The organism is Tistrella bauzanensis (assembly GCF_014636235.1).
Lineage (GTDB): Bacteria > Pseudomonadota > Alphaproteobacteria > Tistrellales > Tistrellaceae > Tistrella > Tistrella bauzanensis.
Genome location: NZ_BMDZ01000019.1, coordinates 1 through 18,064 on the forward strand (window position 1 = coordinate 1; position 18,064 = coordinate 18,064).

Sequence of the window (18,064 nt, forward strand, 5' to 3'; positions counted from 1 at the left end):
CCTCACCCGAGGGAATCAGCCCCGCAGCGCGGGGGCAAGCGGACATCGACAGGGTTGGAGCCCATTCTGCAACAGGCTCAGTGAGACCGTATTTTTGGTAGAGTTCTGCGTCTGTCCATCGCTGCGTCCAACTCTGCGCAGGAACAAAGGTGTAGACCTTGCGAGTGGTGTCCTGTGAGGGTTTATGTAACAGAATCAGAAATCGAGTTAGCCGGCACGTGAGGTAACTCAGAACACTTTCGGCCTCGCTTCTTTCGTCAAATGGCCCGATGTACATGTATGTCCATGATGAGATACTGCCGGGTTCCCCAATAAATGGCGTACTGATGATTCGATGAGGGTAAGTATCTCGGTTTCCTGTTCCTGGCGCGGCGCGCCCAATAAATACTTTCCATTTATCGAAAGAATGGCGCTCCTTCGTAACCTCAGCGCGCGCGATATATCCAACCCCGCCATTTCTATAAACCTTGAGAGCATCACCCGACTGATTCGGTTTTCCCTTAAATGTGCTATCTAGACCGAATGCGCCAATTGAGCTGACAAGTTGGTCAAAACGCTTGCTTGCGGGCAGCGACACCGACACAGATTGTCCAGTCTCAACGGCCACTACTTTTTTAAGGATTGACAAACCTTCATTGAAGCGAATGAAGATGTCGGCCCCTTCTTCAAGTAACGGCCGCTCGGCTGTAGAAACTGGCCAATCTTTGAAATGGGTAGTGACGCGGCATTGGCCGGAATTTCCCCTTTTCCAGAGGAAGTAGCAAACCCCACCTTTCAGGCCTACACCCGGAAACACATCCGATGCGCTAAGATAGTCGTCAATCGAACGTAAGCGGTCGTCAGAAAGCATGGATTCCCTGAATTCATCCAGACCCATGCCACCAGCAAACCATCGCGCAGGAATGATCATCGAGAGATAGCGTGGCTCAAGTTCTTTGGCTTGTTGGACGAACTGGTGGTAAATGGGGCGCGCCTGCTTGCCATGTCCATCAGTCTCCAACTGATATGGCGGATTTCCTATGATCACGTCGAATTGCATGTCGCCCCCAAAAATCTCGGCGATCCGAGACTTGATATCGTTGGTATGGATGAACGCATAGGCGTGGGTTTCAAATCCCTCGCCTCGGTCTAATGTTTCTTTGCTCGCGCCGCAGAATTTGCACTTCCCGGCCATCCATGTGTGTTCAGTGCGCTCGAACCAAATATTGCCGCTCTCGGTGGCAAACCCCTTCGCCACTGAATGTTCGCCATTGGCGTGTTTCGAACAATATAGGCTGCGCCGCGCAAGCAGGCTGGTTAGCTTGGTGATGCCGACGCCAAATATTTGCCGCATCAAGATATGATCGACCCGAGTTTGCAGATCGGGGATTTCCGCCGCCAGCCCGGTGATCAGCCGCGTGGTGATCTCCCGCAGGAACACGCCGGATTTCGTGAACGGGTCAAGGAACGTGACCGTGCTATCCGCCCAGATATTTGCGCCGCCGTTACTGGTGGCCCATGCCTCCGCCAGTGTATCGAGCATACGGTTGGCAAACTCCGGCGGAGTGAACACCTCGTCGTTGGAGAGGTTGGCAATGCAGGTAAGAACATCGGGATTGCGCCCCCGCAGCGTAAACCCCACCTGCTCGTTCATACGGCTTCCCCCGTCTCGCCGCTGGCAAATCCAGCCAGATCACGCGGCGTCATCGGCGGATATACTTTGGTGGGCGTAAATATCTCGTGCCTGCCGAGTTGGGAAAACAACGAGTCTTCGGCGCTGAAGCCCGCCATGCCGGTCAGCACGTCCAACCGGAAATCGCGTCGCTGAAACTTGCCTTTGCCGAGGTATCCCCACTCCACCATGCTGATCGGCGCGCCGTTCATGTCGCGCATGGTCATGGCATCGCCATGAACGACATTGAGCGACAGCACGAAGAACGCCGCGCGATACAAGTCATCCGCATCGTCCACCAGATTGAGATATTCGGCGAACACTTCCAGCATGTTCGCCCGGCATTCGGCGATATTGTCCGGCAGCAATTCGATCCCGTAGCAGCACATCAGCGCAAGCAGCGCGTAGTGCCGCTTCTCGAAGGCGGACTTGCCAAATTTTTTCTCGACGGCGGCCAGCTTGCGTTGCAGGACCGGGACCAGAAAATTTCCGCTGCCGCAGGCTGGCTCCAGAAAGCGGGAATCAATGCGCTCGGTCTCGCCCTTGACAAGATCGAGCATCTTTTCAACCAGCCACGGCGGGGTGAATACCTCTCCGTGATCGGCGACGCGCTTCTTGGACTTAATCAGATTCATGAATCGTGACCTGTCATCTCGGCCAGCAGCGCGTGACGGTCAGCCACGTTTGGATACCTCCCCAACCTTCCCTTTGCCCCTTGTTAGATCACCCGCCAGAAGGGACAGCCGCTCGTATTCTTCCACCGACATAACGACCACGACGCCGCGCCCATGCTTTTCAATCAGCACAGGCGCTACGCGCGCAGTATCGATCATCAGGCCAAAACCGTTCTTGGCCTCACGTGCAGACATGGCTTTCATGGCCGAATCCCGTGACATTCGCTTGCGCCATTTAGGGCGAAATGGCTCTTTTTGCCAAGGGTAATTAGCGCGGGAAAATCCGTATTTGCGCGGCAAGCCGCGCGATGGCGGGCAGCGCTGCGATATGTGGGGTCTCCGCGCCGCCCGCCATCGCTCACGCCCCATCACGGCGGTCCTGCGCGGCGGTGAGATTCCAGGCGTCGCGCTCAGCCGCGAACGCCTGCTTCCCCCTCGTCGCCCAGAGCGTCACCGCCTTCTCGCGTTCATCGCTTTTGAGCTTATCGGCTATCCAGAGCAGCGCGCCGTAGATCATGGCGCGATCATCGCCAGTCAGGTCCACGATCCCGGCCTTGACGACGAGGCCGCCGAGTTCGATCAGATGCCGCGTCCGCTTGCGACGTTCGACCTGCCAGGTGCGCATGTCATGCCGCGCTCGCGCCGCTTGATGCCGGTTGCGCGCCGTCCGGTTGCGGTTGAGCGCCGCCAGCGTCGCGGCCAGCCGATGGCGCAGATCGCCGCGCCCGGCTTTGAAAGAACGCGGCCCCGCGCTTCGCCCACGCCTCTCTCTTTCCGGCATCCTTGGTTTCGGCCAGCACGATCAGCGCGCCCGCCAGTTCGTCGGCGGTGAGGGCGTCGGCTCCGGTCGAGATGACCAACTCGCCGAGTTGCTGCGCCTTTCGATTTTTCAGGTCTCGCGTCTTCTCCTCCAGCGCCTTTAGTTCCGCATCGTAGTCCCGTGGCTTGCGCATCATGTCCTCCATAAGCTGTCGATGGAGCGATGATAGTTTCGCACTGGTCGGAATGCTTCTATGTTACCGGGACGGTCTGGAACGGCGCGGATCATCCCGAGAAATTCATTTTGAGGGCGCGCTTATACGTCGTTCCGACGTGCGCTTGAGGGCAGTATCTGGTCGGTCGCCATGGCGATCTACCATTTCTCCGTTCAGGTCATCGGACGTGCGGCAGGCCGCAGCGCGGTCGCTGCCGCCGCCTACCGCTCGGCATCGCGGTTGCGCGACGACCGACTGGGCCGCGATCAGGACTTTTCCGCCAAGCGCGATGTCGTCCATTCCGAGGTCATGCTGCCGGAGAACGCCCCGGAGCAATGGAACGACCGCGAAAAGCTTTGGAACGATGTCGAGGCGTTCGAGAAGCGGAAGGACGCGCAGCTTTGCCGCGAGGTGGAGTTCGCCATTCCGCGCGAGATGACGGAGCGCCAAGGCATCGAACTGGCCCGCGACTTCGTGCAGGCCGAGTTCGTCGATCGGGGCATGATCGCCGACCTCAATGTGCATTGGGACATCGGCGCGGACGGGCTGCCCAAGCCTCACGCCCATGTCATGCTCACCATGCGGTCAGTGGACGAGAATGGTTTCGGTCCGAAGGCGAGGGACTGGAACCGGACGGAGTTGGTGGAGCGTTGGCGCGAACGGTGGGCCGATCATGTCAACGAGCGGCTGGCCGAACTCGACATTGACGCGCGGATCGACCATCGCAGCCTTGAGGCGCAGGGCGTCGCGCTGGAGCCGCAGACGAAGATCGGCGCGCCCGCGCAGCGCATGGAGGCCGCCGGGATCGAGGCTGACCGCGCCGAGGATCACCGGCGCATCGCCCGCGAGAACGGCGCGCGGATCGTCGCCGATCCTTCCACCGCTCTCGACGCGATGACGCAGCAGCAATCGACCTTCACCCGGCGCGACATGGCGATGTTCGCGCATCGGCACAGCGACGGGATCGACCAGTTCAACCAGGTGATGGGCGCGATGCGCAGCGCGCCCGATCTTGTCGAACTCGGCAAGGACGATGCCGGTCAGGACCGCTTCACCACCCGCGACATGATCGAGGCCGAACAGCGCCTGCACCGCGCCGCCGCGATGATGGCCGAACGCGAACGCCATGAGGTGAACGACAGGGACCACGAAGCCGCATTGGCCCGCGCCGAACAGCGCGGCCTTGTCCTGTCCGGCGAGCAGGCCGATGCGCTGGCGCATGTCACGGACGGGCGCGGTCTCGGCATTGTCGTCGGCTATGCCGGGACGGGAAAGAGCGCGATGCTGGGTGTGGCGCGCGAAGCCTGGGAGGATGCCGGTTACACCGTGCGCGGCGCGGCCCTGTCCGGCATCGCCGCCGAGAATCTGGAAGGCGGATCGGGCATCGCGTCCCGCACCATCGCCAGCATGGAGCATGGTTGGGCGCAGGGCCGCGACATGCTCACGTCCCGCGACGTACTGGTGATCGACGAGGCGGGCATGGTCGGCACGCGGCAGTTGGAGCGCGTGCTGTCCCATGCCGCCGACGCTGGCGCGAAGGTTGTGTTGGTCGGCGATCCGCAGCAGTTGCAATCCATCGAGGCGGGCGCGGCGTTCCGTTCGATCCACGAGCGCCACGGCGGCGCGGAGATCAGCGAGGTGCGCCGCCAGCGCGAGGACTGGCAACGGGACACCACGCGCGACCTGGCAACCGACAGAACTGCCGATGCGATCCATGCTTACGAACGCAACGGCATGGTGCATTCCGCCGAAACCCGCGCACAGGCGCGCGGCGAGTTGATCGACCGTTGGGACCGTGACCGGCAGGCCAGCCCCGACACCTCCCGCATCATCTTGACCCACACCAATGCGGAGGTGCGGGAATTGAACGAGGCGGCCCGCCAGAAGATGCGCGCCGCGGGCGAACTTGGCGCGGACGTGCATGTCGCTGCCGATCGTGGCGCGCGGAACTTCGCCCCCGGCGACCGCGTGATGTTCTTGCAAAACGAGCGCGGCCTTGGTGTGAAGAACGGCACGCTTGGGACCATCGAGCAGGTCAGTCCGCAGTCCATGATCGTCCGCACCGACGACGGCCGCGATGTCGCGTTCGACCTGAAGGACTACAACAAGATCGACCACGGCTATGCCGCCACGATCCACAAGGCGCAGGGCATGACCGTGGATCGCACCCATATTCTGGCGACGCCGGGCATGGACACCCACGGCAGCTATGTCGCCCTGTCCCGGCACCGCGACGGCATGGACCTGCACTATGGCCGCGACGACTTCGCCAGTCAGGACCGGCTTGTCGGTGTCCTGTCGCGCGACCGCGCTAAGGACATGGCGAGCGACTACGAACCCGCCCGCGACTACGCCGAACGGCGCGGCATCACCTTCCGTGAGCGCGTGGAACGGGTTGTCGAGATCGTCAGGCAGGTTCCCGAAAAGGTGCGCGGCATGTTCGACGGGCTGCGCCTGCCCGCCGAGGGCGGACAGGGGCCGGAAAGGAAGGAGGAGGAAGACCCGGAGGCGGCGTTGCGCCGCGCTCGTGGCCGGGCGCTCGTCCGTCATGCCCGCGCCGTCGATGCGATCTTCGCGGCGCAGGACCAGGGCGGCAAAGCCAGCCCCGATCAGATCAGGGAATTGCAGGAGGCGCGCCAGCGGTTCGAGGAGGTGCGCCCCCACGGCTCGCACGACGCCGAAGCGGCCTACAAGAAAAACCCGGAGCTTGCGGCTGAGGCGGCGTCCGGCGACGCCCGGCGCGCAATCCGCGCCCTGCAACTGGAAACCGAGCTGCGCACCGATCCCGGCCTGCGCGCCGACCGTTTCGTGGAACGCTGGCAGAGCCTCCACAGGGCCAGCGACGAACGGTATGCGGCCGGCGACTATGCCGGTCACAGGGCCGCGCGGACGGAGATGGGGAACATGGCGCACAGCCTCGGACGCGACCCGCAGATGGAGTCCCTTCTGGCGGGCCGCAAGCGCGAACTCGGCATCTCATTCGATTCGGGAATGGGCGTCGGCCGAGACCTCACCCTCACCTTTGGGCTCGGCCGGGGCCGGGGTCTCGGGCTGTAGAACCATCCTATTTACCGCCGCCTCTTCGCCACAGCCCTACGACGCCTAACTATCTATTGCACAACAACAAATCATTGTCTTTGCCTGTCCTGGCAGTTCCCGGAAACAGCCAGCAGGAGGCATCGCGGCCATGCGCCAGCCAGACCGTATCATCCGCCTGAACACCGTGCTCGACCGCACCGGCCTGTCCCGGTCCACCATCTACCGCAAGATCGCCGAGGGCACGTTCCCGCCCCAGATCAAGATCAGCGTCAACGGCGCGGGATGGCGGGAATCCGACATCGACCGTTGGGTCGCCGATCCCGTGGCGTGGCGGCCCGGAAGCGGGCGCGGCCTCGATGGCGTCTGATCGCGGGGCGTTGTCCCGCTCCCAGCGCGTCAGGTCGCCCACGGCGTCGGAGCAGCTTGAGGAACTGCTGGGCTATCCGTGGCCGTTTCACGGCAGACCGCCCAGGCACGACCTGTCCACATGGACCGTCACCGACGACTGGCCCCATCCCGTTCCGGTTACGCAGGCCGAGATCGAGGCCTTCGAGCGGTGGTTCGGTGATCTGTTCGATGAACTGTTCAAGCCCGAAGGTTGATGCCTCTGGCATCGAAATCGGCGTTGAAATCCGTCCTTCATTAGATTACATGTAGTCATATATGGCCACAAATGGAGGGCGATATGCTGACCATCAACCTTAGAGACGCCAAGGCTGGATTTTCCAGCCTTGTTGATGAAGCCATCAAAGGAGAGATCGTGACCATCACCCGTCATGGCAAGCCTGTCGCGGCCTTGGTCTCGGTCGAGGCGGCGGAGATCGCGCGCAAGGCGCTCGAACGCAAACGGGCGGGTCTTGTCAGCTATCTCAGGACGTTCCCAGGCGGAGAGTTCCCGCGTAACCGCAAGCCATCGCGAGATGTCGAGCTTTGAGCGGCTTTCTTCTTGACACCAACGTCATTTCCATGTTGGCGCCGTCCAAGGCGGAAGCATCCGGCGACTTCCTCACCTGGCTGGACCGCATGGACAGCGACGGCCGGTTATTCCTGTCGGTCGTCTCCATCCATGAAATCGAGAAGGGGATCGCGCTCCTCGACCATAAGGGGGCAACGGCGAAGGCCGCGAGCCTGAAAGCATGGCTCAATGGTCTCGTCTCCACATACGATGACAAGATCATTGGCGTCGACGCGCAGGCTGCCGCAATCGGCGGGCGACTGGAAGCGAAGGCGCTTGCAGCCGGTCAGGACCCCGGCATGGCCGATGCCGTGATTGCCGGTATCGCCGCAGCGCATGAACTCGTCATCGTCACCCGCAACACGAAGCATTTTCTGCCGTTCGATATCGCCGCGTTGTCGCCTGACGAGGCGGCTGCCGAAGGAGACCGGGCATGAGCGCTTCCTCTTCCGCAATTCCACTACGCGCCGCCCTCTACCTGCGCGTCTCGACGGCGCGGCAGGCTGAGCATGATGTCTCGATCCCCGACCAGAAACGGCAAGGCGAAGCCTATTGCGCCTCGCGCGGCTATCAGCTTGTCGAGACCTATGTGGAGCCTGGCGCATCGGCGACCAACGACCGCCGCCCCGAGTTCCAGCGCATGATCGAAGCGGGAACCAGCAAGCCCGCGCCGTTCGACGTTGTGGTGGTCCACAGCTTCTCGCGCTTTTTCCGCGACCATTTCGAGCTTGAGTTCTACGTCAGGAAGTTGGCCAAGAACGGCGTCAAGCTCGTCTCCATCACGCAGGAGATAGGCGACGACCCGATGCACGTCATGATGCGGCAGATCATGGCGTTGTTCGACGAATACCAATCGAAGGAAAACGCCAAGCACGTCATCCGCGCCTTGAAGGAGAATGCCCGGCAAGGCTTCTGGAACGGCTCACTGCCGCCCATCGGCTACCGCGTCGTCGCGGCCGAGCAGCGCGGCGCGAAGACCAAGAAGAAGCTGGAGATCGACCCGCTTCATGCCGACACGGTGCGGCTGATCTATCGCTTGGCGCTGGAGGGTGACGGCACGAAGGGACAGATGGGCGTGAAGAACATCGTCAGCTATCTCAACCGTAACCGCATCTTCACCCGCGACGGCGGGCGCTGGGGCATCGGCCAGGTTCACCGTATCCTGACCCGCCGCACCTATATGGGCGAGCACGAGTTCAACAAGCGCAGCAAGACCAAGGAGCTGAAACCCGTCAGCGAGATCGTCACGGTTCCGGTGCCGCCGATCATCGACCGGGAGACGTTCGAAACGGTGCAGGCGCTCTTGAAGGCTCGCAGCCCCAAGGTCATCCCTTCCGCCGTCATCAGCGGCCCGACCATGCTGACCGGCCTGATCCATTGCGCCAAGTGCGGCGGGGCCATGACCATCCGCACCGGCAAGGGCGGGCGCTATCGCTATTATGCCTGTTCGATCAAGGCGCGGCAGGGGCCGACCGCCTGCGAAGGCATGGCCGTGCCGATGGAAAAGCTGGACAATCTGGTCGTCAATCATCTTGAGAAACAGCTACTCCAACCCGAGCGGCTGGAAACCGTCCTTTCCGCCGCACTCGACCGCAGGGAAGAGCACGCCGAGCGCCGCCAAGAGCATATCGCCGAGTTGAACAAGCGCGCCGCCGAATCGGAACTGCGGCTCAAGCGGCTCTATGACGCCATTGAGGCAGGTGTTGCCGATCTGGACGACCCGGCGCTGAAAGACCGCATCGACGGACTCAAGGCCATCCGCGATCAGGCCAAAGCTGACGCCGAGCGGGCGCAGGCCATGCTTCAAAACTCAGGCCAGAGGGCGGTAACGACGCAGATGCTGCGCACGTTTGCCTCAACTGCCCGCGACCGTATCCGGCTGGAAGGTGGCGGTTATCGTCGCGACCACCTACGCGCGCTTGCCCAGCGTGTCGAGGTTGCCGAGGGCGAGGTCCGCATCATGGGATCGAAGTCCCGGCTACTACAGACGCTGGTGGCGGGAAGTGGCGTAAACGCAGTGCCCACTCAGGGACTGAAGTGGCGGATGGGGTGGGATTCGAACCCACGGTGGGTTTAACCCCACGCCGGTTTTCAAGACCGGTGCCTTAAACCGCTCGGCCACCCATCCTTGGAAGGAATGGGCCATGGGTAGCAGATGGCGCCCGGGCGGGCAAGATGGTGGCGTGGTCTTGCGTGGAAATCTGGCGCGGTGTGAGGCTGGGGCGATGGGAGGCGTCCGGGTTGGGCCGGGCGTGGAGGAGGGGGCGCCGGCAGCGACGGGCGGGGTGGACGGGAATGTCCCCCGCACCGGCGCCGCCGGGCCCGACAGTCGGACGGGGCGAGCCGCGCGCCTGCTCATCGAGGTGACCGCATCGCATCGGCGACGGGTCTTGCGGGGCGGGCCGACATTGCGGGCTGTCGCGTTCCCGTCGGGATCATGGCACGTCGGGTGTGGGGCCGGGCTGGGCGCCCTGGCCGCACCGCCGACGCGTCCCTCAGGCGGGGGGCGCCGTCGCCGCTGTTCGGGCCGCAGCCGCACGCGCGTGTGCCGCTGACAACTCCGACCGTTCATGCGGGTGGCCCTCTGGCAGGCTGGCGGAGGATCACTCCGGCCGCCTGTCCGCGCACCCGCGTCTTGTTGCATGATGGCTTTCGGCATCAGGCGGGGCTATGTCATCGGCCCGGCCCTGAGCGCCATCATGCGTCCTGTTATTTGGATTGGCGTCGATCCCGATCCGGGTCAAGCGGGTGGCGGATGATTTTTTTCAAGGGCCGAGAGCCTTCCGGGGCGGCCGCGATTGCAGTGGCGGCCGGGTTTGCGGTGCCATATGCCCTGATCCGGCAGTCTATAGTCCTGTTCCCGCGATATGTGACGGTGGCTGGACTTGCCGGGCCGTCGAAGCCTGTGGCACAACCGGATGCAACAGGCATCCATATGGGGTGCCCGATGCGTGACCCCGACCGGCCCGACCCGGCCGATCGCCCCTGACATTCCGGAGAACGGCATGACCCGCCAGATCGGCCTTCCCGCCGCCCGCGCCCGCAAGGCCCGTCGTCCGCAGGCTGCTGCCCGTCTTGTGGCAGCCGGCGGCCTGGCCGCCCTGCTTGCCGCCTGCGCCAGCGCGCCGGTCGCCGAAACCGCCGTCGCATCGGTGCAGCCGCAGGTGGCGCCCGTGCCGGCGCCGGCGGCGCCCGCCGCACCGGTGCCGGTGTCACTGGCCCATGCGCGCAGCGTCAGCCCCGACGATCCCGCCTTCGATGCCTGGGTGCAGGGCGTGAAGACCGAAGCCCGCGGCAAAGGCATCTCGCAGGACATTCTGGATGCAGCCTTCCGCGACGTGAAGCCGATCCCGCGGGTGATCGAACTCGATCGGTCGCAGCCGGAATCGACCATCACCTTCGAGCAGTACATGACCCGGGTGGTGCCGCAGCGGCGCATCGACCAGGGTCGGCGGATGATGGCCGAGTTCCAGTCGGATCTGGCCGATGTCGAGGCGCGCTTCGGGGTACCGGCCGAGGTGGTGGTGGCGCTGTGGGGGGTCGAGACCGATTTCGGCCGTGTGACCGGCAATTATCCGGTGATCGCATCGCTGGCGACACTGGCCTATGAAGGGCGCCGCGCCAAGTTCTTCCGCGGCGAGTTGATGCACGCGCTGAAGATTCTCGACGAAGGCCATATCTCACCCGATCAGATGCGCGGCTCCTGGGCCGGCGCCATGGGCCAGAGCCAGTTCATGCCGTCGAGCTTCGTATCCTATGCCATCGACGGCGACGGCGACGGCCGCAAGGATATCTGGGGCACCCGCAAGGACGTGTTCGCCTCCGCGGCCAATTATCTGTCGAGCCGGGGCTGGGAGCGCGGCTTCGGCTGGGGCGGCCCTGTCGATCTGCCGGCCGGTTTCGACCGCAGCCGCATCGGCCTGAAAGGCGAGACCCGCACGGTCGCGCAATGGGCGGCCGCGGGCGTGACCGGCAAGGGTGGCACGCCGCTGCCGGCACCGGCCAATGTTTCCGCGCGCATCGTGCTGCCCGGCAAGCAGAACGGCCCGGCCTTCCTGGCCACCGACAATTACGAGGTCATTCTGCGCTGGAACCGCTCGCAGTATTTCGCAACCGCGGTGGGCACGCTTGCCGACCGCATTGCCGGCCGGTAACATCCGCAGCGCCTGCATTTCGTCAAGGAGACGACACGTCCATGGCTCCATCCGTCGACGGCAGCGTCATCCGCGCCAACCGCCGCAGACTGATGCTGACCGGCATCGCCGCCGCGACGCTGATGCTGGGCGCCTGTGCCGGGCGCCCGACGAGCGGTCCGGTCACGTCGGCACCGACGGCCGGCACCTCCCAGGCGACATCGTCGCCGGGCCTGCCGAACCAGAAGATCGGCAAGCCCTATCAGGTGATGGGCAACTGGTATTATCCCTCCGCCGACCCGGACTATACTGAAGAGGGGCTGACATCCTGGTATGGCCCGACCTTCCATGGCAAATACACCGCCAATGGCGAGGTCTACGACCAGAACGCCTTGTCGGCCGCCCACAAGACGCTGCCGCTGCCATCGATCCTGCGGGTGACCAATCTTGAGAACGGCCGGGTGCTGATGGTTCGGGTCAACGACCGCGGACCGTTCGTCGGCGACCGTATTCTGGATCTGTCCAAGCGCTCGGCGCAGCTTCTGGGCGTGATCCAGAAGGGCACGGCGCGGGTGCGGGTCGAGAATGTCACCGATCAGGTCGGGCTGGACTATCTGCCGGAAGCCGACGGCGTGATGCTGGCATCGCTTGGCGCCACCGCGACCGCCCAGCCGCCGGCCTCGTCGCCACGCGGCCCGGTCGTCGCCACCGCCAGCATCGTCGACGAACAGGTCGAGGCGGTGCCCACAGGCCAGGTGTATGCCACGCCGATCGAGCCGCCCTCGGGCACCCGCACCACGCCCGGGTCGGCGCGAACCTATATTCAGGTGGGTGCTTTCCGCGAAGCCGAGAACGCGCGGGCGCTGGAAAACCGCCTGCTGGACTATGGCCGCACGGTCATCGCCACGGCCGATGTCGATGGTCAGCGGTTCTATCGCGTGCGCATCGGCCCGTTCGGCGCCACGCGTGACGCGGAACAGGTGGTCGCGAAACTCAGCCGCGACGGGTATGGTCGTGGATCGCTGGTGGTCGACTGACAGCCTCGCGTGAACATGACGAGCAATCGAAAGAGTATGACGGTGATCGCACAGAGCTTGCGCAGTGGCATGGCCGCCTTCGGCCGTTGCCGCGACATCCGAAGCGGCATCGCGCCCCGGGGCGTCGCTGTCGCCCTGATGGCGGCCCTGCTGGCCCCCGGTGCCATGCTCGTGGCGTCCGGCACCGCGCTTGCGGCAGCGCCGACCTTCGAGAGCGCCGGTAAGCAGGCGATCCTGGTCGATGACCTGACGGGGAGTGTTCTTTACGCCAAGAATGCCGACGAACGCATGGCGCCGTCGTCGATGAGCAAGCTGATGACCGCCTATGTCCTGTTCGATCGTCTCAAATCGGGCCGGGTATCGATTTCAGACGAGTTCCCGGTCAGCGAGAAGGCCTGGCGGATGGGGGGCTCGAAGATGTTCGTCGAGCTGAACAGCCGGGTGAAGGTCGAGGATCTGATCCAGGGCATCATCGTGCAGTCGGGCAATGATGCCTGCGTGGTGGTCGCCGAGGCGCTGGCCGGCAGCGAGGACGCCTTCGCACGGGTCATGAACGACACCGCCCGCGAGCTTGGCATGACCGGCAGCCATTTCACCAACGCCTCGGGCTGGCCCGATCCTGAGCACTACATGACCGCGCGCGATCTGGCGACCCTGGCCCGCCACATCATCGACGAGTTTCCCGAGTTCTATAAGTACTACTCGCAGACCGAATACACCTATGGCGGCATCAAGCAGGGCAACCGCAACCCGCTGCTGTACAAGGATATCGGCGTCGACGGCATGAAGACCGGTCATACCGAGGCTGGCGGCTATGGCCTGACCGCCTCGATGAAGCAGGGTGACCGACGGCTGATCATGGTGGTCAACGGGCTCAGCGGCGTGAACGAACGCTCGAACGAAAGCGAACGTCTGCTGTCCTGGGGCATGCGCGAATTCGAGAACCGCAAGCTGTTTTCAGCCGGTGAGGTGGTCGAGACCGCCGAGGTCTGGCTGGGCGATACCGGCACGGTGCCGCTGGTGCCGGCGCGCGATCTGGTGGTCACGATCCCGGTTGCCGACCGCAACAGCCTGACCGCCAAGGTGGTGTATGACGGCCCGGTACCTGCGCCGATCGCCGAAGGCCAGGAAATCGCGAAACTGGTGGTCGATGCCCCGGGCATCGAACCCCTGGCGATACCGCTGGTTGCCGCCCAGACGGTGACCGAAGCCGGACCGATCGGCCGCATCCTGGCTGCTATCTCGCATTTCGTGTCGGGCGTGGCCGAGGGCGGCGAGCCGCAGAAACAGCCGTGACCCAGCGCGGCCGGTTCATCACCCTGGAAGGCGGCGAGGGCGGGGGAAAATCGACCCAGTTGCGCCGCCTGGCCCGGTCGCTGCGGGAGCGGGGGCTGGAGGTGATCGAGACCCGCGAGCCCGGCGGCGCACCGGGAGCCGAGGCGATCCGGCCGCTGTTGACCCAGGGCGACACGGCCCGCTGGGACGTCTTGTCCGAAACCCTGCTGCTGGCGGCGGCGCGGCGCAATCATCTGGTCGAGACCATCCGCCCGGCGCTGGATGCGGGCCAGTGGGTGGTGTCGGACCGGTTCATCGACAGCACCCGCGCCTATCAGGGGGCGGCCCGCGGGCTGGACACCGCCATCATCTCGACGCTGGAGGCCTGGGTTCTGGACGGGCTGATGCCCGATCTGACCATCATTCTGGATATCGACCCGGCCATCGGCCTGGATCGGGCCGGGCGGCGGATCGAGACATCCGCCCCGGCATCGCCGGGGGCGGGCGAGGACCGGTTCGAACGGATGGGGCTGGCCTTTCACCAGAGCTTGCGCGCGGCGTTTCTCGACATCGCCGCCGCCGAGCCCGGCCGATGCGCCGTGGTCGATGCCGGGGACACGGCCGATGTGGTCGAGGCCCGGATCAGAGATCTGGTGATCGCGCGGCTTCTGCCGGCGGCGGATCGGGGCTGATGAAGCGCGATGATGGTGGCATGCAGGCCGCCGGCGACCTTGCCGGGCATCCCCGGACCGCCGCCGTGCTGGTGGGCCACCAGGCGGCGGAACAGGCATTCCTGGATGCCTGGAACGGCGGCCGCCTGCCCCATGCCTGGATGATCACCGGCCCCAAGGGCCTGGGCAAGGCGACACTCGCCTATCGTGTCGCCCGCTTCGTGCTGGCCGTCAGCGGTGATGCCGCGGCGGCCGAGGCCGGGCCAGCCCTGTTCGGTGCTGCCGGCCACGATGACGGCGGGCCGGCGGCAACGCTGGATATCGCGGCCACGCATCCAGCCGCGCGCCGGCTGGCGGCCGGCAGTCATCCCGATCTGCTGGTGCTGGAACGCGGCCTTGACGATCGCGGCCGGCCGCGGGCCGAGATTACCGTGGGCGAGGCGCGGGCGCTGAGGCCGTTTCTGGGCCAGACATCGGCCGCCGGCGGTTGGCGCGTCGCAATTATCGATGCCGCCGACGAGATGAACCGCAATGCCGCCAACGCGGTGCTGAAACTGCTGGAGGAACCGCCGTCACGGGCGCTGATCCTGATGGTTGCTCATGCGCCGGGGCGACTGCTGCCGACCATCCGCTCGCGCGCCCGGCGTCTGGCGCTGACACCGCTGGATGACGTCGCCATCGACCATTTCCTGGCGGCACGGGCCGCAGATGTGCCGGAAGCCAGACGTATGATTGCCCGTGCCATGGCCGGTGGTGCCCCCGGCCGGGCACTGACCCTGGCCGAGGGCGAGGGGCCCGCTTTGCTGACCGCCCTGATCGCCTGCCTGAACACCGATCGCCGCGAGCCCGACTGGCGGGCCCTGATCGCCCTTGGCGAACTGGTCGGCCGGCCCGACGCGCTGGAGGCCTATGAAGGGCTGGTCGAGGCCTGGGGCTGGTGGATGGCACGCTGGCTGCGCGCCCATGCCCGTCATGGCCGGATCGCGGCCGAGGTCATCACCGGTGAGGCCCGGCTTGCGGCGCGGCTGGCCGCGGCGCGTCCCCTTGAACAATGGATCGAGCTGTGGGATAGGTTGAGCGCGCGGCTTCGCCAGGCGCTCTCTGCCAATCTCGATCGCAAGCAGGTGCTGATCACCGTCGTTGCCGAGTTCGCGGCGGCGGGCGGTTGACGACGCCTCGTATCACGACCTGACCCGGCCCCGCTGTCCCGCGAGCGGCCGGCATGCCCCTGTCCGGGATCTGGAGAGCCAGCCGATGTCCGCGGCCGACGCGTTTTACATCACCACGCCGATCTATTACGTCAACGACAAGCCCCATATCGGGCATGCCTATACGACGATTTCATGCGACGTGATAGCCCGGTTCATGCGGCTCGACGGCAAGCGGGTGATGTTCCTGACCGGCACCGACGAGCACGGCCAGAAAGTCGCCAAATCGGCCGAGTCGAAGGGCATCGACCCGCAGGCGTTCACCGATGACGTGTCGGAGCGTTTCCGCGAGCTGACCAAGCTGCTGAACATCAGCAATGACGATTTCATCCGCACCACCGAGCCGCGTCACCGGGACGCCTGTCAGGCCCTGTGGAAGACCCTGGTCGACAAGGGTGAAATCTATCTGGGCTCCTATGCCGGCTGGTATTCGGTGCGCGACGAGGCGTTCTATCAGGAAAGCGAGTTGGTCGGCGGCAAGGCCCCGACCGGCGCCGAGGTGGAATGGGTGGAGGAGCCCAGCTATTTCTTCCGTCTGTCCGCCTGGGCCGATCGTCTGCTGGCGCATTACGAACGCAACCCGGAGGCCATCCAGCCCGCCAGCCGCCGCAATGAGGTGCTGAGCTTCATCCGTGGCGGCCTGCATGACCTGTCGGTATCGCGCACGACGTTTTCGTGGGGCGTGCCGGTGCCGGGCGATCCGGCGCATGTCATGTATGTCTGGATCGACGCGCTGACCAACTATCTCACCGCGATCGGCTATCCCGACACCACCGACGACCGGTTCAAGGTGTTCTGGCCGACCGTGCATCACACCGTCGGCAAGGACATCGTGCGCTTCCACGCGGTCTATTGGCCCGCCTTCCTGATGGCCGCCGGCCTGACGCCGCCGCGCCGGGTCTTCGCCCATGGCTGGTGGACGATCGAGGGCGAGAAGATGTCGAAGAGCATCGGAAACACCATTGATCCGCATGATCTGGTGTCGACCTATGGTCTTGATCAGACCCGCTATTTCCTGATGCGCGAAGTGCCTTTCGGCAATGACGGCGATTTCTCGCGCCAGGCGATGATCGGCCGGATCAACAACGACCTCGCCAATGATTTCGGCAATCTGGTGCAGCGCGTGCTGTCGATGGTGCAGAAGAATTGCGGCGGCAAGGTGCCCTCGCCGGGTGTTGACGCCTCGCTTCTGGCTCAGGAACCGCTGATCGCCGATGCCCACGGGCTGGTCGAACGGGTGCGGCCGCTGATCGTGGCGCAGAGCTATCACAAGGCGCTGGAAGAAATCTGGGCCACTGTCGGTGCCGCCAACCGCTATATCGACCGGGAAGCGCCCTGGACCCTGCGGAAGACCGATCCCGATGCCATGGCGCGGGTGCTGTACATCCTGATGGAGACCATCCGCCATCTGGCGCTGGTGGTGCAGCCCTTCCTGCCGACATCGGCGGCACGTGTGCTGGATTTCCTGGGCGTCGCCGCCGATGACCGGGATTTCAAGGCCGTCGGCACCGCCCATGCGCTGCTGCCGGGCCGTGACATCGCCCAGCCGCAGCCCATCTTCCCCCGTATCGATACCTCGGCACCGGCGCCCGGCGCCGGCTGAGCCACCCTGCCAACAGGAACCGTGACGGATATCATGCTGGTCGACAGTCACTGCCATCTGGATTTCGCCGATTTCGACGGCGAGCTGAACACCATTCTGGATGCCGCCCGCGCCCAGGGTGTGCGGGCCTTCCAGACCATCTCCACCCGGCTGTCGACCTATCAGCGCGTGCGGGCGGTTGCCGCCGCCCATGACGATGTCTGGTGCTCGGTCGGTATTCATCCCCATGAGGCCGGCCCTGAAGGCCCGGTCGCGGCCGAAACCCTGATCGGGCTGGCGGCCGATGATCCCAAGGTCATCGGCATCGGCGAGACCGGGCTTGATTACTATTACGGCAAGAGCCCGCGCGAGGACCAGATCCGCACCTTCGAGGCCCATTGCGCCGCATCACGCGCCACCGGTCTGCCGGTGATCATCCACACCCGCGATGCCGATGACGACACCATCGCGGTGCTGGAACGCCAGATGGGGCAGGGGGTCTTCCCCGGCCTGATCCACTGTTTCACCGGCACCGACCGGCTGGCCGATGCGGCACTGGCGATGGGGCTGTCGATCTCGATTTCGGGCATCATCACCTTCCGCAATGCCGAGGAGCTGCGCCAGACCGTGAAGCGCTTGCCGCTGGACAAGCTGCTGGTGGAAACCGATGCGCCCTATCTGGCGCCGGTCCCGAAGCGCGGCAAACGCAACGAACCGGCCTTTGTTGCCCATACCGCGGCATTCCTGGCAGATTTGAAGGGCGTATCGGCCGGGGATCTGGCCATGGCGACCACCGACAATTTCTACCGGCTGTTCTCGAAGGCCGTGCGACCGGCCCTGTCCGCGGCGGCGGGCTGAACGATGC

At 64.8% G+C, this 18,064-nt stretch carries 18 protein-coding genes and 1 tRNA gene; 13 read left to right on the forward strand and 6 right to left on the reverse strand.

Translation table 11 applies throughout. The features are described from left to right. The 5 genes from IEW15_RS09775 to IEW15_RS09795 all read right to left on the reverse strand — a co-directional run. A partial coding sequence (locus IEW15_RS09775; RefSeq protein ID WP_188577296.1) for an Eco57I restriction-modification methylase domain-containing protein occupies nucleotides 1-1,633 on the reverse strand: 1,633 nt, incomplete at its 3' end. Then, complete coding sequence (locus tag IEW15_RS09780; RefSeq protein WP_188577298.1) at nucleotides 1,630-2,286, reverse strand: N-6 DNA methylase; 657 nt, start codon at nucleotides 2,284-2,286, stop codon at nucleotides 1,630-1,632. The genes IEW15_RS09775 and IEW15_RS09780, both read right to left, overlap by 4 nt. A gap of 39 nt (nucleotides 2,287-2,325) precedes the next feature. Next, a complete protein-coding gene (locus IEW15_RS09785) occupies nucleotides 2,326-2,529 on the reverse strand; it encodes a type II toxin-antitoxin system Phd/YefM family antitoxin (protein WP_188577300.1) in 204 nt (67 codons plus the stop codon). Between the two features lie 154 nt (nucleotides 2,530-2,683). Continuing rightward, nucleotides 2,684-2,950: a conjugal transfer protein TraD gene (locus IEW15_RS09790; RefSeq protein ID WP_188577302.1), complete on the reverse strand. Its 267-nt coding sequence runs from the start codon at nucleotides 2,948-2,950 to the stop codon at nucleotides 2,684-2,686. Between the two features lies 1 nt (nucleotide 2,951). Continuing rightward, entirely contained in the window at nucleotides 2,952-3,290 is a 339-nt protein-coding gene (locus tag IEW15_RS09795) for a conjugal transfer protein TraD (protein ID WP_188577304.1), read from the reverse strand. A 159-nt stretch (nucleotides 3,291-3,449) separates the two neighbouring features. On the opposite strand from IEW15_RS09795, the gene traA reads away from it, so the two are divergent. The 6 genes from traA to IEW15_RS09825 all read left to right on the forward strand — a co-directional run bounded on the left by traA (nucleotide 3,450) and on the right by IEW15_RS09825 (nucleotide 9,370). Continuing rightward, entirely contained in the window at nucleotides 3,450-6,356 is a 2,907-nt protein-coding gene (gene traA / locus IEW15_RS09800; protein WP_188577306.1) for a Ti-type conjugative transfer relaxase TraA, read from the forward strand. 130 nt (nucleotides 6,357-6,486) lie between these two features. Further along, nucleotides 6,487-6,705 carry a helix-turn-helix transcriptional regulator gene (locus IEW15_RS09805; RefSeq protein WP_188577308.1) on the forward strand — a complete coding sequence of 73 codons (219 nt, stop codon included), beginning with the start codon at nucleotides 6,487-6,489 and terminating at the stop codon, nucleotides 6,703-6,705. 10 nt (nucleotides 6,706-6,715) lie between these two features. Further along, nucleotides 6,716-6,940 carry a hypothetical protein gene (locus IEW15_RS09810; protein WP_188577437.1) on the forward strand — a complete coding sequence of 75 codons (225 nt, stop codon included), beginning with the start codon at nucleotides 6,716-6,718 and terminating at the stop codon, nucleotides 6,938-6,940. Nucleotides 6,941-7,023: 83 nt separating this feature from the next. Then, nucleotides 7,024-7,272: a type II toxin-antitoxin system Phd/YefM family antitoxin gene (locus IEW15_RS09815; RefSeq protein WP_188577310.1), complete on the forward strand. Its 249-nt coding sequence runs from the start codon at nucleotides 7,024-7,026 to the stop codon at nucleotides 7,270-7,272. Then, nucleotides 7,269-7,730: a type II toxin-antitoxin system VapC family toxin gene (locus tag IEW15_RS09820; RefSeq protein ID WP_188577312.1), complete on the forward strand. Its 462-nt coding sequence runs from the start codon at nucleotides 7,269-7,271 to the stop codon at nucleotides 7,728-7,730. Before IEW15_RS09815 ends, IEW15_RS09820 begins: the two co-directional genes overlap by 4 nt. Continuing rightward, nucleotides 7,727-9,370: a recombinase family protein gene (locus tag IEW15_RS09825; RefSeq protein WP_188577314.1), complete on the forward strand. Its 1,644-nt coding sequence runs from the start codon at nucleotides 7,727-7,729 to the stop codon at nucleotides 9,368-9,370. The genes IEW15_RS09820 and IEW15_RS09825 overlap by 4 nt, the downstream gene beginning before the upstream one ends. On the opposite strand, the gene IEW15_RS09830 is transcribed toward IEW15_RS09825, so the two are convergent. Next, nucleotides 9,332-9,421: transfer RNA gene (locus tag IEW15_RS09830), tRNA-Ser, on the reverse strand. The genes IEW15_RS09825 and IEW15_RS09830 overlap by 39 nt on opposite strands. A gap of 877 nt (nucleotides 9,422-10,298) precedes the next feature. Between IEW15_RS09830 and IEW15_RS09835 the strand changes: the two genes are divergently transcribed. The 7 genes from IEW15_RS09835 (at nucleotide 10,299) to IEW15_RS09865 (ending at nucleotide 18,057) form a co-directional block, all read left to right on the forward strand. Continuing rightward, a complete protein-coding gene (locus IEW15_RS09835) occupies nucleotides 10,299-11,447 on the forward strand; it encodes a lytic murein transglycosylase (protein ID WP_188577316.1) in 1,149 nt (382 codons plus the stop codon). Nucleotides 11,448-11,488: 41 nt separating this feature from the next. Further along, on the forward strand, nucleotides 11,489-12,463 hold the full coding sequence (locus IEW15_RS09840; protein WP_188577319.1) for a septal ring lytic transglycosylase RlpA family protein: 975 nt from the start codon (nucleotides 11,489-11,491) through the stop codon (nucleotides 12,461-12,463). 36 nt (nucleotides 12,464-12,499) lie between these two features. Continuing rightward, on the forward strand, nucleotides 12,500-13,759 hold the full coding sequence (locus IEW15_RS09845; protein ID WP_188577321.1) for a D-alanyl-D-alanine carboxypeptidase family protein: 1,260 nt from the start codon (nucleotides 12,500-12,502) through the stop codon (nucleotides 13,757-13,759). Next, nucleotides 13,756-14,430, forward strand: coding sequence for a dTMP kinase (tmk, locus tag IEW15_RS09850; protein WP_188577323.1), 675 nt, complete (start codon nucleotides 13,756-13,758; stop codon nucleotides 14,428-14,430). Before IEW15_RS09845 ends, tmk begins: the two co-directional genes overlap by 4 nt. After that, nucleotides 14,430-15,578, forward strand: a complete 1,149-nt coding sequence (locus IEW15_RS09855) for a DNA polymerase III subunit delta' (protein WP_229707977.1) — start codon at nucleotides 14,430-14,432, stop codon at nucleotides 15,576-15,578. The genes tmk and IEW15_RS09855 overlap by 1 nt, the downstream gene beginning before the upstream one ends. 85 nt (nucleotides 15,579-15,663) lie before the next feature. Next, nucleotides 15,664-17,220, forward strand: a complete 1,557-nt coding sequence (metG, locus tag IEW15_RS09860) for a methionine--tRNA ligase (protein ID WP_188577325.1) — start codon at nucleotides 15,664-15,666, stop codon at nucleotides 17,218-17,220. Nucleotides 17,221-17,253: 33 nt separating this feature from the next. After that, nucleotides 17,254-18,057 carry a TatD family hydrolase gene (locus tag IEW15_RS09865; RefSeq protein WP_188577327.1) on the forward strand — a complete coding sequence of 268 codons (804 nt, stop codon included), beginning with the start codon at nucleotides 17,254-17,256 and terminating at the stop codon, nucleotides 18,055-18,057. The last annotated feature ends 7 nt before the right edge of the window (nucleotides 18,058-18,064 follow it).